Annotated in this window: 12 protein-coding genes; 4 read left to right on the top strand and 8 right to left on the bottom strand. The window is 32.8% G+C overall.

Annotated elements, in window-relative coordinates; all coding sequences use genetic code 11:
* Positions 1-247: 247 nt before the first annotated feature.
* Genes EKM77_RS01795 through EKM77_RS01785 form a run of 3 tightly spaced genes read right to left on the bottom strand, consistent with a single transcriptional unit; the run spans position 248 to position 2215 of the window.
* Positions 248-811: an LOG family protein gene (locus EKM77_RS01795; RefSeq protein WP_125592045.1), complete on the bottom strand. Its 564-nt coding sequence runs from the start codon at positions 809-811 to the stop codon at positions 248-250.
* Between the two features lie 5 nt (positions 812-816).
* A complete protein-coding gene (locus EKM77_RS01790) occupies positions 817-1653 on the bottom strand; it encodes a phage integrase N-terminal SAM-like domain-containing protein (protein WP_125592043.1) in 837 nt (278 codons plus the stop codon).
* Positions 1646-2215: a bifunctional transcriptional activator/DNA repair enzyme AdaA gene (locus EKM77_RS01785; protein WP_125592041.1), complete on the bottom strand. Its 570-nt coding sequence runs from the start codon at positions 2213-2215 to the stop codon at positions 1646-1648. The genes EKM77_RS01790 and EKM77_RS01785 overlap by 8 nt, the downstream gene beginning before the upstream one ends.
* A 77-nt stretch (positions 2216-2292) precedes the next feature.
* On the opposite strand from EKM77_RS01785, the gene EKM77_RS01780 reads away from it, so the two are divergent.
* From EKM77_RS01780 to recQ, 3 genes are read left to right on the top strand one after another with little or no spacing between them, the layout of a single operon-like run.
* Positions 2293-2799, top strand: a complete 507-nt coding sequence (locus EKM77_RS01780; RefSeq protein WP_125592039.1) for a methylated-DNA--[protein]-cysteine S-methyltransferase — start codon at positions 2293-2295, stop codon at positions 2797-2799.
* Positions 2792-3565 carry an HAD-IIB family hydrolase gene (locus EKM77_RS01775; RefSeq protein ID WP_125592037.1) on the top strand — a complete coding sequence of 258 codons (774 nt, stop codon included), beginning with the start codon at positions 2792-2794 and terminating at the stop codon, positions 3563-3565. Before EKM77_RS01780 ends, EKM77_RS01775 begins: the two co-directional genes overlap by 8 nt.
* 58 nt (positions 3566-3623) lie before the next feature.
* Positions 3624-5432, top strand: coding sequence for a DNA helicase RecQ (gene recQ / locus EKM77_RS01770; RefSeq protein WP_125592035.1), 1809 nt, complete (start codon positions 3624-3626; stop codon positions 5430-5432).
* Between the two features lie 234 nt (positions 5433-5666).
* On the opposite strand, the gene EKM77_RS01765 is transcribed toward recQ, so the two are convergent.
* The gene (locus EKM77_RS01765; RefSeq protein WP_125592033.1) at positions 5667-6878 is read right to left on the bottom strand and encodes a CAP domain-containing protein; all 1212 of its coding nucleotides are present in this window, start codon (positions 6876-6878) and stop codon (positions 5667-5669) included.
* A 116-nt stretch (positions 6879-6994) separates the two neighbouring features.
* The gene (locus EKM77_RS01760) at positions 6995-7861 is read right to left on the bottom strand and encodes a DegV family protein (RefSeq protein WP_125592031.1); all 867 of its coding nucleotides are present in this window, start codon (positions 7859-7861) and stop codon (positions 6995-6997) included.
* Between the two features lie 146 nt (positions 7862-8007).
* Between EKM77_RS01760 and EKM77_RS01755 the strand changes: the two genes are divergently transcribed.
* The gene (locus tag EKM77_RS01755; RefSeq protein ID WP_125592029.1) at positions 8008-9663 is read left to right on the top strand and encodes an Rqc2 family fibronectin-binding protein; all 1656 of its coding nucleotides are present in this window, start codon (positions 8008-8010) and stop codon (positions 9661-9663) included.
* A 14-nt stretch (positions 9664-9677) separates the two neighbouring features.
* On the opposite strand, the gene EKM77_RS01750 is transcribed toward EKM77_RS01755, so the two are convergent.
* From EKM77_RS01750 to pyrR, 3 genes are read right to left on the bottom strand one after another with little or no spacing between them, the layout of a single operon-like run.
* A complete protein-coding gene (locus tag EKM77_RS01750; RefSeq protein ID WP_125592027.1) occupies positions 9678-12077 on the bottom strand; it encodes an ATP-binding protein in 2400 nt (799 codons plus the stop codon).
* Positions 12068-13156: a carbamoyl phosphate synthase small subunit gene (locus EKM77_RS01745; RefSeq protein WP_125592025.1), complete on the bottom strand. Its 1089-nt coding sequence runs from the start codon at positions 13154-13156 to the stop codon at positions 12068-12070. The genes EKM77_RS01750 and EKM77_RS01745 overlap by 10 nt, the downstream gene beginning before the upstream one ends.
* A 21-nt stretch (positions 13157-13177) precedes the next feature.
* Positions 13178-13699, bottom strand: coding sequence for a bifunctional pyr operon transcriptional regulator/uracil phosphoribosyltransferase PyrR (gene pyrR, locus EKM77_RS01740; protein ID WP_125592024.1), 522 nt, complete (start codon positions 13697-13699; stop codon positions 13178-13180).
* Positions 13700-13730 lie beyond the last annotated feature (31 nt).

Here is a 13730-nt window from a genome sequence, read left to right as displayed (position 1 = left end):
AGCCATATCAGATTTTTCTGATATGGCTTGTTTATTTGTCAGGGAATTGATGGAATTATTGATATTTAAAATTTATACAAATTAATCTTGAAATTGGGAGGGACCATCATTCAATAATTGAGGGGGGAAATTAAATGATGGTTATATATTTAAGGAGTATTCAGTCAGATAAGAGATTCATTTATCTCATCTGACAAGTACAATATAACCTCAATTAGTCAAAAAGTAAAACGATATGTTTAAACATCTAAAAATGCCTAATGGGTGGTGTTTTATAATTTAGAATGAATTTACCTATTTCAGCTAATGAGTCAGAAAACAGAAGTGATTTTCTAGCATATTCATCTAAGAAGCCATTTTCTGTCATACTATCAAAGAATTTTTCTAAAGGATCATAGTAATGATTCACATTATAAAAAATACAGGGATTATTGTTATCGCCGATCCTAGTCCAAGAATAAGCTTCTGATATTTCTTCTAGTGTTCCAGGACCACCGGGTAGAGCAATACTGGCGATAGAGTCACTGAGCATCAATATTTTTCGTGTATCCATACTGTCAACAATATCAAGTTTTGAAAGCTTTTGATGAGATAAATTTCGTTCATTTAAGGTTTCAGTTATTATGCCGTGAACATATCCATGATCGGCCAACACCGTGTCAGCAATAACTCCCATCAGTCCAAAATGACCTCCACCGTATGTTAATCCGTAATCATTTTTAACGATCCAATGACCCAGATTAATGGCACTTTCTTTAAAAACTGCCTTATTTCCAGATGCAGCGCCACAGTAAACTGCAATATTTTTCATATAGATCACTCCTTATTTAATGTAAAGTAGGTTTCACGTTTTAAACGGCGATAGTATAAAATAGATGCAGTATCTAACGCATCTAGGGCACGTTGTTGATCTTTTGAAATGTGTTTTGTACTTAAAGCAATTAAAATGAATGTAGTATAGAGTTTTTTAGGGGCTAAATCTAATCCCAATTCAGCACTGTCATTTTTTAAATCACGATGTAAGGCCGGAACAGATAATAGCGGAGTGTTGGCCGCCTTATTTCTGCTTAAAAATAAATTGTCATCATTCCAATATGTTTTATATGGTTCAATAAAGGCATCATAAATATTTAAGAACTTTTTTTCGTATTGAGCAAATTCTAATTGTCGAAAGGTTTTATAAAAGTCAGGTGCTAAGGCATCCTTATAGTTAAAGCCCTTAGATATGATCAAAATCAGTAGTCTTGTATAAACACTTATTTCTTTGTTTAAATACTTGGGCAATTCCAAGAATATTTCGATTGGAAAATCTGACTGTTTAGGAACAGTAACACTATTAACGTATAAAGTAGGAATTTCAATGGATTTTTTGATACCAAAGATATATTTGAAATAAACATTTAAATTACTAATAACTTTATTGATCGTACTAGGGCTTAACTCTAAGTTAGTCAGCATAAAATTTTTGAATTCTCTAACGTCTATTTCATGTACATCCTTAATATCTTCAGATATTTGATATTCAGAATTATGCTCAATTACAAAAGAAAAGAAATCATTCAATGAATTAGTATATTCAACATTAGCTCTTTTAGAGATGTGTCTAGTTTTTAAATAAGCATCAAAACCAGTTTTATAAGGTATTTTAACCATGAATAGCTCCTTTCACTTTTTTTCTATACTCACTAGGGGTCAGTCCCAGTTCCTTTTTAAAAAAAGTCATAAAATATGTATCACTGGAAAATCCACTTTCAAGTGAGATATTGTTGATTGTTAAATTTGTATTCGTTAATAATTCTTTTGCGTAATTTAATCTAACATCACTTAAGTATGATAGAGGTGTCTTTTTGACTATTTTTTTGAAAGTTCGTTGTAAATAATATGGACTGCTATGGCAGTCTTCAGCAATTTTATTCAACGTTATTTTTTGTTTGAAGTTATTTTTTAAATATGACTCTATTTGCAAGATCCACTCATTATCAGATAGTTTTATTCCAGCAGGATGACATCTTTTACAAGGTCGAAATCCCATTTTTACTGCTTCAGAGGCGGTCTTAAAAATCTTAACGTTATCTTTATTAGGATTTTTAGAACTGCATGACGGCTTACAAAATATTTTAGTTGTAGTTACACCATAATAAAAATTTCCATCAAAGTGATTATCATTACTTATAATTGCATTCCATCTTTGGTTGGTCAGTAAATATTTTTTCATAATGACTCCAATTAAAAAGCAAGATTTTTAAGTGAATTATAGCATATAATAAACCTATTACAAAGTAGGTGTATACAATGGCACGAGAAGTTTTCTATTCTAAAATAAAAATTCATAATAGAGAGTATTTAATTGCATCAACAAATAAAGGATTAGCATTTGTCGGTTGTCAAAATGGTAATATGGATGAATTAAGATTTTTCTTTAAAAAGGATAATCTTGTTTATGACGACAAAATAAATCAACCGTATGTAAAAGAACTTGAAGAATACTTAGACGGGTCGAGAACTCGTTTTGATTTAACACTAGATGTATCAGGAACACAGTTTCAAAAACAAGTTTGGAATCAGTTAAAAGAAATTCCTTATGGACAGGTCAGTAATTATTCTGCCATTGCGGAAAAAATAGGTCGTCCTAAGTCGGTCAGAGCAGTGGGGACCGCTATTGGCAAAAATCCTGTTTCAATTATCGTTCCATGTCATCGGGTTTTATCTAAGAATGGTGGATTAGGTGGTTATCGTGGGGGATTACCAATGAAGAGAGAATTACTAAACTTAGAAAAAGAGGTAAGTAAAGGTGACTAATTTCAAACTAGCCTTTTTTGATATTGATGGGACTCTTGCAGAGCACAGTGATCCCAAAAATCAGACAACCATGTTACAGAGAGTTCCAGAATCGACAAAATTGGCAATTAAGAATTTAAAATCGGTTGGAATTGAACCAATAATTGCTACGGGAAGAAACCATGGAATGATCAGAGAACTTTTGGATGCTTTGAAGATCGATAGTTTTATAGCAAATAATGGACGATACGTGGTTTTTCAAAATAAAAAAGTATCTCATGATACTTTTGATCACGAACAAGTAAAAGAAATAGTAGAATATTTTGATCATAGAAAGATAGATTATTGTTTTGAAACCGACGATCATTTATTTATTAATCGTAATTCCAAATTTCTAGACGATGGTTCTATGGGACTTGAAAGGATAGGGGAGGGGGAAATCCCAAGCGAGGTTATTCAAATGATAGTTAGAAGCGAAAAATCATTTGAAATTCCAATTCCTAAAATTCAAGCTGTAAAAGTAGCACCAAGAGTTTATGATATAACTATGGAAAATTCGAATAAGTCTGTTGGTGTTAATAAAATCCTCACGGCAATGAATATAGATGCTAATGAATCTTTAGCCTTTGGTGATGAGGAGAATGATATTGAAATGTTTAATGCAGTGGGATATGGAGTGTCAATGGGGAATGGTATCGACGAAATTAAGAAATTATCTGACTATGTAACCAGTGATGTTAGTGATAATGGCATCTGGAATGCATGTAAGTATTTGAATTTGTTTTAGAGATAAACCATTTAGTGATATTCTAGTAACTGTATTCTATAAATAAGGAGTTTTTAAGTTGAACGATCCGCAGTCCATATTAAAATCAACTTTTGGTTATGACGATTTTAGAAATGGCCAAAGAGAAATAATCGATAGAGTGTTATCTGGCAAGAGATCTCTAGGTATTATGCCAACTGGTGGAGGTAAGTCGATTTGTTATCAAATACCAGCAATAATGTTTTCAGGTCTAACTTTAGTCATATCTCCATTGATTTCTTTGATGAAAGATCAAGTGGATAGTTTAAATGAATTAAATATCCCTGCAACATTTATTAATAGTACGTTAGAGTATCACGATTTAGAGGAACGAATGCGCTATATTGAGTCAGGTGCGGTAAAGTTACTGTATGCTGCACCCGAAAAAATAGAAAATCCTGATTTTTATAGTTGGCTAACACAGTTGCCGATTGATTTATTAGCGATTGATGAAGCTCACGTTTTGTCATCTTGGGGCCATGATTTTCGACCAAGTTATTTGAATATTATCGAACCGTTAAATCAATTGCCAAGTAATCCAGCTTGGTTAGCATTAACAGCTACCGCCACAAATCAAGTTCAAGAAGATTTAATGTCCATTTTGAATGTTAAAGATGAAAATGTTATTAAAACTGGTTTTGCCAGAAATAATCTGTCATTGAAGGTCGAACGTGGTGTCGATAAATTTTCGTATGTTTTAAATTATGTTAAATCACACGAAAACGAGTCGGGAATCATATATGCAGGTCGAAGAAAAGATGTCGATAAGCTATATGATTTTTTGAAGGATAGGGGTATTAATGTAGGTAAATACCATGCTGGATTAAGTGACGAAGAAAGACATGATCAGCAAGAAGCTTTCTTATTTGATAAAGTTGATGTGATCATTGCTACTAATGCCTTTGGTATGGGTATAAATAAAACTAACGTAAGATATGTACTTCATTTTACGATTCCTGGCACTATTGAAAATTATTATCAAGAAGTCGGTAGAGCTGGTCGTGATGGACTTCCCGCTGAAGCTGTATTGTTGTATACGCCTGCTGATTTAAGGTTGCATATGTTTTTTATCGAACAATCAGAGGCTGATGACTCCTACAAGCAGAGCTTGAATGTAAAATTAAGAAAAATGAATCAATATGCTAAAACCGAAAAATGCTTAATGCAATTTATTTTAAATTACTTTGGTGAAAATACTACCCAAGTTTGTGGACACTGTTCTAATTGTTTAGATAATCGTGAAGTTACTGATGTTACTAGTGATGCTCAAAAGATACTTAGCTGTGTGGTTAGAATGAAGCAAAACTACGGTAAAAAGACCATTTCTCGCGTTCTAGCTGGCAAAGATGATGTTGCAAATGATTGGCGTAATTTTGGACAATTACCGACATTTGGATTATTAAAAGATTGGACTTTAAAATCTATTAATGAGTTTATTGATTTTTTGGTAGCAAACGGCTTTTTGAATATGACCAATGGCCTTTATCCAATTTTAAAGCTCACTGAGACTGGAGCTTCAGCTTTAAGGGGTCATACGATCATTGGACGTAAAAATGTTGTTATCCCAGAGCGTAGAAATTCGATCGTCTCTGATGGAAGTTTTGACGAAGGATTATTCGAAGAGCTTCGCAAGTTGCGTTTGAATATTGCTCATGCCCAGGACTTGCCACCATTCGTTATCTTTTCAGATAAGTCGTTAAAAGATATGTCACAGAAATTACCGGCAACTGATAACGAATTTTTACAAGTTAACGGTGTTGGTAATGCCAAACTAGAAAGATACGGAACAAGATTTATGGATGTTATCAAAGAATATCAAGTAAATAAATCATCAACTGCAAAATCCTAATGTAAATTGGGATTTTTTTTATTTTAAAAATAATAGAATACATTTAAATTAAATGTTTTACGAAAACATTATCAAAAAAACAAAAAACAAGTAATCAAAGTTCAAAATACAGCTTCTTATAATACATATTATGTAACCTTAAAAACCACGATTTAAAGAAAGAGCTATTTTTACTATCCCCTTCATTTCAAACCAATAAAAAAAGACGTTTTTTAAACGTCTTTAAATTTTATACTAATATGATAAATCTGCAGCTCTTAACCAAGCATTTGTACCAACTCGATACATTTTAGCTCCAGTCATTAAGTTTGTAGAACGACGATCAGTTATCCAATCAGAACCTGCAGGTAAATATTGACCAGTTGGATTTCCATAATCATCATAGATTTGAGCATCGGTGTTAGTTGATACCGTTGTTCCAGCTAAGAATGTTGCCCAAGGCAATACATCATCTGCTAAAACAAACCCGTTTGTTGACACATGGAAATAGATATTGTTGTTAATGATTGCTATTAAATCTGAAGCCCAATCTGTATGTGGCTGTAGTGCAATACTATCGTATTTGTTTCCATCTTTATCATAGATACTTACATAATCTCCCTTAGTAGTTACACCACCACGAAGATCCATTATTGTATAGTTATCTTTTGAAATGTAATCATCATTAGTGCTTTGACGAGCAGAATCAGCTAGATCATAGTTTGATACGTTCGCAAAATCATTATTATTTGTTAAATAATAGTTGTACATGTCATTAGAATTGTTTTTATCATTTGCTGCTTTATCATTACCAATTTCTTGTGAGAAATAAACCATGCCATTTGCAACTGTTACACCAATACCAATGTAATTAACGTATGGGTTTAACATATTCTTACGATGACCATAGTTTGGTTCTGGATCATACTTCTCTACGTAAAATTCAGTTGTAATCTTTTGAGCTATAGTTGTTGGATCAGTAGTTCCTAAAATCGAGAAGGGAGTTTGAGCAATATTTTCCTCTGCACTTTGATTATATGGATACATATTTGCTGAATTCCATCCAGCGTGATCATCGACACCAGTATTAGTAAAACTATCTGTTCTTGATTGTGCATATGTATTTAATACATCAACTGAGGTTAAGGGATTCAATCCATTTTGGGCACGTAACCGATTTATTTCAGTTAGCATTGCTGCTTTAACAGCACTTACATCAATATCACTAGCACTAGATTGAGTTACGGCTGACTGATTATCAGTGTTGTTAGTGGTTGAACCATTATTATCAGTATTTGAATCATTTGCATTTACTTGGCTGTTGCCATTGTCTGTATTGTTTGTTGCTGTTGAAACCGCTGTATCGGAGTCTGTTGTCGTATCAGCAAATGCAGTTGTACTAAATGATGTTGACAATAGTACCCCTGAAGCCAATAGAACAGCTATTTTTTTAATTTTTGAAAACATAATAATCCCCTTTCCTGATAGGAAAATAACAATAAAAAAATTAAATATCTATAAACTATATTTTAATGTACTTGGACAAAATAAAAAAGCCTTTAGGCTTTTAAAAATAAATTTCATTATGATTTTTCAAAATCTCTTATCCAGGCAATGGCTAGCGCATCTTTACCCAAATGAGCTCCAATAACTGGTCCAAAATATGATCTATCCAAAGTTAACTCTGGATGACGTTCTTTTATGTGTTTTGCCCAGATATCACCCGATTCTTTATCATCAGCATCAATAACTAATAATCTTAGCGGATATTTAGAGTTTCCAATGGCTTTCTCTAGCTTTTCTTCGGCTTTTAGTTTAGCCTTTTTAATTGAACGTACTTTATCGTATGCGACAATTTTATGGCTTTCAGTATCAAATTCCAACAATGGCTTTATATTTAACATTGTGCCGATTACAGCTGATGTATTTGATAGACGTCCACCTTTAACCAAGTTCTTAAGATCATTAACTACGAATGATTCACCCATAGAATCTCTAAGTATATTTAGTCTTTCAATTATTTGGTCAAGAGATTTGTCTTCTTGGGCCATTTTAGCTGCTTCTTGGACCATATACCCCATCAATCTAACTGTGATCCATGAGTCATAGGCTACAACTTTGATATTATTAATTGATGATACGGCACTCTTTAAATTATTAACGAATCCTGAAATTGTACTTGCCAAATGAATAGAAATTACGGTATCATAGCCTTCTTTGGCCAATTTATCATAGATATTCATCATTTCACCGATTGAAGGTTGTGCTGTGGATGGCAATTCTTTAGATCTTTGTAAGAGTTCATAAAACTCTGAAGTCGTTATATCAATATCTTCACGATATGTCTTACTATCAAAAACTACCTCGATTGGAACAACAGTTATATGATATTTATCGACGATATCTTGTGGTAGGTATGATGTACTATCTGTAACGATGGCTATTTTCATAAAATTATCAATTCCTTGTTTTACTTACGTATAATGGTTGTATGACCATTAAATTATATCATATTACTTTTGCAAAATTTTTACCACTCGGCAAAAAGCAAAATTTGTTTTTTTATTATTTTTTATAAGAGAGGATCAACTTAAATATGTCATTTGACGGAATGTTTACCCATGCAATGGTAAATGAACTAAATCAAAACTTAACAGGCGGTCGTATTGCTAAAATTCAGCAGCCTTTTGCAAATGAATTGATTTTAACGGTTAGAAGTAATCGTAAAAATCAACAATTGCTATTATCAGCACATCCTAGTTATGCTCGAGTACAAATTACCAAACAACCATTTGAAAATCCGGCCAAACCAGCTACTTTTGTGATGTCTTTGAGGAAATATATCACTAGTGCTATTGTTCAAGGTTTTCATCAATTAAACAATGATCGTATTGTCATGATCGATCTGAGTGCCAAAAATGAGTTAGGAGATATTCACGAGTATACTTTGATCACTGAAATCATGAGCCGCCATAGTAATATTTTCTTAATCAATAAGGAAAACGGTAAAATTATTGATCTGATCAAACGAGTTTCTCCGGAAAACAATAGTTTTAGAGGTCTTTTACCAAATGACGATTATAAATTACCTCCAAAGCAGGATAAAATTAATCCATTCGATTCTGAACAAGCTGACTTCGATAATTTAGAATCTGCCGGAGATATTCGTCAGAAGTTTGAGGGAATTGGAATCGATACATCAGATGAAATTTTTGCTGATTTAGAAAATGCCAAGAAAATCATAAATAGTTACGACTCCCCTACTCCTAATGCGGCACATTTTATTAAGAATAACAAACTAGGATTTTTCCCAATTTTATTTAATAAGACTACTAAAAATGCAGTAAATTACGATAATTTGAGTGAATTACTAGATAATTATTACTTGGACCGTGCGCGTATTGATCGTATTGAGCAACAAACTAAGAGTATTACTCATCGATTGAGTGTAATCCTTAAAAAGGATAAATCTAAGGTTAAAAAACTCAACAAACAATTGAGTCAAACTAAGATTATGGATAAATATAATCTTTACGGGGAATTGCTGACTACTTACATGTCAAAAATACAACGTGGCTCAAAATCTATTAAATTAACTAATTATTACAATAATGAAGAAGTGACTATCAAACTAAATCCTGAATACTCTCCTTCAGATAATGCCCAAAATTACTACAAAAAGTACCGTAAGTTGCAAAATTCTATCCCACATATTAAAGAACAGTTAGAAATTACTACCAACGAGATAAATTACCTCGAATCTGTTTTAGCTTCTTTGGAATACGTGGATATTGAAGATGTTGACGGTATTATAGAAGAGTTAATTGAGTCTGGATACATTAAGAAGAAGCGTAAGAACGGTCGTAAAAAACGTAAAAAAACTGTCGGTGAAAAATTCATGACAACTAATGGTATCGAAATGGTTGTTGGTAAGAATAATATTGAAAATGACAAATTAACAATGAAGTTGGCTCAAAAAAATCATTATTGGCTTCATGTTAAGGATATTCCCGGTTCTCATGTTATTTTAAAAGATAGCGATCCTGATGAAGAATCAATTGTTGAAGCAGCAAAAATTGCAGCGTACTATTCTAAAGCAAGAGATTCGGATAAAGTTCCTGTTGATTATGTACAAGTACGTAATATCAGAAAACCTAATGGTGCCAAACCAGGGTTTGTGATATTTGAAGGTCAGAAAACGATTCTCGTAGATCCAGATAGAAATTTAGTAGGCAAATTAAAAGAAGGCTAATTTAGCCTTCTTTTTTATATACTTTCAAGTAGTTTTTCTACTCCATCATAATCTAATAGCTGGAATTTTTTATCATTAGTAGTAACTAAATAATTTGAGTCATAATTTTTGAATATTTCATCAAGACTTAGTCCCTCATCAATTTTATTACCTAAAATTAATTTAACTAGTGTATCAATGACGTGCACTGAACTAGCCAGTTCATGACGAATGATGTCCTCGGTCATACCTTCATATACTTTTGTCACTATCCAATGATCATTTCTTTTAACGATCTCTAAGTTAAAGATGTTTATCTCTTTGTATAAATCTAACTCATGCTTAATAATTTTGAGTATTTCATCTTTGTTAGCAACACTCAAAAAATTGTTAAAATCACTGATTTCATATGTTTGCGAATTTTTAACCGTTCGATAAATAATTGATGGTGCTAGATAATTCGTACCATCAGTTACGACCATAACCTTAATAGTCGTATCACCGGTGATATTTACATTCTTAATCTCCCTAGCATTTATTGGGAAAACATCATCATTTTCGCTATCTGAAGTATCTAAATTCCAAAATTTAGAAAAATCAATCACTTTAAAAATCTTATTATCCGGGATCAAGTTTAAATCACGCATTTCTCGATGAGGATCATCTATTTCAAGTACACTGAAACGAACAGATAAAGGTGCCGTCCAAGGTTCACGTCCGATAACGACTGGTTCCAATCCATTTTGAGCAATAGATTTTACTAGCTGTAACAAGACAAATTGACGGACCATAATATCTCTTTTAGAAGTAATGATTGGAGATCTGACGATAATTTTATTACGGTCATTGAATTCAATATCGTTTGAGATACCGCTTGTAACAAAGTAGTTATGATTCATAAATCCTGGTCCAGATGCACCGATCGAACGTTTACTCTTTATGACAGTATGTGTCACAATGTCGTTTTCGTCCATCAGCAATTTGCTATTACCAACACCTTTAATACCGTAATCGACTAGTCTTTCAATGTTATCTTTATCTACTTCGTCATCTCTAATAACAGCACTATTATCAATGACATTTTGTAAAGCTACTAGATAAGGTACATTGATACTTGTGATCTCAGATAAAACAGGTATTTCGAATTTTCTTCTTAAAGCCTCTAATAAGACATCCAGCATCCAATTAGTTGGATGAATTATCTTTTCAAATAGTTCGTCATCATTTAGTTTGCGAAGCGAATTATATCGTTCAAGATTATCATTTATCTTATCATTCAATGCACCACGATTAAGAACTTCTTCAATACTAAATCCATTAACGACGATACTTGAATTTGAGGTCTTACTTGGTCCTAAGTAACGTTGCTTAGGATCCGTCCAAAGCGGAAATCTTGATGTTATATGATCTACAAATGGTTCAGTAGCACCATTGAAATTACTACCTGAATCTAATTGGACTTTATCTAAGTGATAACCTAGGCTAAGTTCTACTACAACTGTTGCTAAAGGATAACTCGTTGCATATTCTAAGAACTTAGTTTCTTCACTTAATCTTGGAATAAATTCGGTAATATAGCACTCATTAGTTTTATGATTATATGCAAAATGCACTGTACATGCACCAATAATATTAAATGACTGGGCTAATTTAATAGAATAATTACGTAATTTTTGTAATTTTGAGTCATTTAAAGAAACTGCTGGTGAAATTAAATTAGAATCCAAATGGTGAATTCCAATTGGCTCAATATCTTCGATCGTCCCAACTAAAGCCGCATTTTCATAACGATCACGCATAACTGTAAAAGAATACTCGCTAAAACCACGGATACTTCGTTCAATTTCAATTTTAGTATCTTCCAAATCTTCCAAAGCCATAAAATTATCTAATTCAAATAAATTATTGATATTAGTCCAACCGCTGAAATGACGGTTAGAATATTTCCTTCTCGCAATTATTGGAAAGCCGATTTTTCTGATAAAACTATAAATTTCAGTTTCATCATCTGAAGAAACAAAATTTATGACCGGCAAGTCGTTTTGACTTAACTTTTTTATAAACAATTCACGTTTAAATGTAGCTAGCGATGCTAAATAATTAGTTCCTAAAATCTTTATATTACTTATTTTTCCGTTCAAACTAGCTACGATACCAAGTGCATTTTTATCACCGATCGTTGGTAAAATAGCATCTGGATGATAATCGTGCAAATACTTTAAAATATTATCTCCGGTAACTCTTTCAACAATTACTCGGTCCAAAAATTCTCCTGATGATAGTAGTGAGGTTGGATCTTCAACAATGATCGAGGTTTTATAGCCTAGTTTATGAAGTATTTCGACCGTATCGTAAAGAGCCGTCGATAAATCAACATTCTTATCACTAGCTGTTGGTCCAATAATTAAAATATTATGTACTTCGCTTATTGCCAACGATCTCCACCTCCATATTGATTGTTAGTTGAACTAATTAAATCAATAAATTCATCAAAAACATAATATCCATCTGTTGGACCAGGTGCTGCTTCAGGTTCAAATAATACGCACATAATTGGTAAATATTCATGTCGCATTCCTTCAATGCTACCATCAGCCACGCAAATATTCGTTACGATAAAGTCAGAAGCACTTATGTATTTTGGATCGATCGTATATGAATGATTGTGATTCACAAAATCGATTTTTCCACTGGCAACTTCTTTTACGGCTAATGATGATTCATGATGTGGTTGATCTAATAGTTCGATCTTACAATCATTAGCTAAGGCGATTAATAGATTACCTAGTCCAATTCCCAGAATTGGATATTTTTTTTGTAAAACTTTAATGTTTTCTATAGTTCGAGGTAGATCCTTAGGATCACCAGGTCCATTTGAGTAAATAATTCCATCAGGGTGTAAACTTTCGACTTCCTCTGGAGAGACATTATAATTTACAATTACTGAATTACAATCACGATATGATAACTGACGTAAAATTGAATATTTTAGTCCTAGATCTACTACAACCATCTTCAATCCCATATTTGGATTAGGATAAGATTGTTTAGTCGACACTCTTTTGACCAGATCTGGCGGCAATACTAATGCCTTGATTTGATCAATTGCATGTTCATCATGAGTATCCATGATGCTTGCCTTCATCTCGCCATGTTCAGAAATATGCTTTGATAATGCTCTGACATCAACATTTTTAATGCCTGGAATACCTAGTGTTTCGATCCATTCACCAAAAGGAATCGATCCATCAACGGTTGCTGAACTGGATGATCCAATAACAACTCCCTTACATTGAGAATTGATTGATTCATAAAAATCTCTATTTATACCTGATAATCCAATTGCAGGGACTGTAAATGCTATAATTTGACCTTCAGAATCTGGATCGGTTACTGACTGTTCAATACCCGTTCTGTTATTTGAGACGACTAATTGACCGGTAGTTATGATGGAAGAACCAAAACCAACACCGGGAAAAACGGTTCCATCTTCTAAAATTAGATATCGTTTCATATTTAAAGGAACTCCTCCAAATTATTCGATTTCGATCTTATTCTCACCATCGATTTCTTTCATAGAAACGCGAATCTTTTCTTTCTGTGATGTGGGAATATTTTTACCGACAAAATCAGCACGAATAGGCAACTCTCTGTGTCCCCTATCAACTAAGACTGCCAAAGAAATCTTCTTGGGACGACCAAATTTCATTAGCGCGTCCATGGCTGCACGAATTGTTCTACCAGTATATAAAACATCATCAGTTAAAATAATATGTTTTTTATCAATATCGATATCCAAAGGTGGAACAGTAATATTTTCAATTTCTTCGTGAGTCATATCGTCACGATATGGTGTGATATCAAGTTCTGCTACCGGAATACTAATATTTTCAAGTTGTTTCAATCTCGATTCAATTCGATGAGCAACAAACACACCACGAGTTTTGATGCCAACTAATACCAAATCATCAATTCCCTTATTTCGTTCTATTATTTCATAAGTAATTCTAGTCAATGCACGTGTCATTGTTTGTCCGTCAATTATTTCTTTAGCCATAAAGCTTCTCCTTATAAAAAAGACCACTCAC

This window comes from Companilactobacillus baiquanensis (genome assembly GCF_003946605.1).
Lineage (GTDB): Bacteria > Bacillota > Bacilli > Lactobacillales > Lactobacillaceae > Companilactobacillus > Companilactobacillus baiquanensis.
Note: the sequence above shows the minus strand (reverse complement) of the source record. Positions and strands in the feature narration are given on the sequence as shown.

Bases quoted from the DNA above. Each gene is read 5' to 3' on its own strand.
- EKM77_RS01795 (WP_125592045.1), bottom strand. From the start codon at position 811: ATGAAAAATATTGCAGTTTACTGTGGCGCTGCATCTGGAAATAAGGCA.
- EKM77_RS01790 (WP_125592043.1), bottom strand. From the start codon at position 1,653: ATGGTTAAAATACCTTATAAAACTGGTTTTGATGCTTATTTAAAAACT.
- EKM77_RS01785 (WP_125592041.1), bottom strand. From the start codon at position 2,215: ATGAAAAAATATTTACTGACCAACCAAAGATGGAATGCAATTATAAGT.
- EKM77_RS01780 (WP_125592039.1), top strand. From the start codon at position 2,293: ATGGCACGAGAAGTTTTCTATTCTAAAATAAAAATTCATAATAGAGAG.
- EKM77_RS01765 (WP_125592033.1), bottom strand. From the start codon at position 6,878: ATGTTTTCAAAAATTAAAAAAATAGCTGTTCTATTGGCTTCAGGGGTA.
- EKM77_RS01760 (WP_125592031.1), bottom strand. From the start codon at position 7,861: ATGAAAATAGCCATCGTTACAGATAGTACATCATACCTACCACAAGAT.
- EKM77_RS01755 (WP_125592029.1), top strand. From the start codon at position 8,008: ATGTCATTTGACGGAATGTTTACCCATGCAATGGTAAATGAACTAAAT.
- EKM77_RS01745 (WP_125592025.1), bottom strand. From the start codon at position 13,156: ATGAAACGATATCTAATTTTAGAAGATGGAACCGTTTTTCCCGGTGTT.
- pyrR (WP_125592024.1), bottom strand. From the start codon at position 13,699: ATGGCTAAAGAAATAATTGACGGACAAACAATGACACGTGCATTGACT.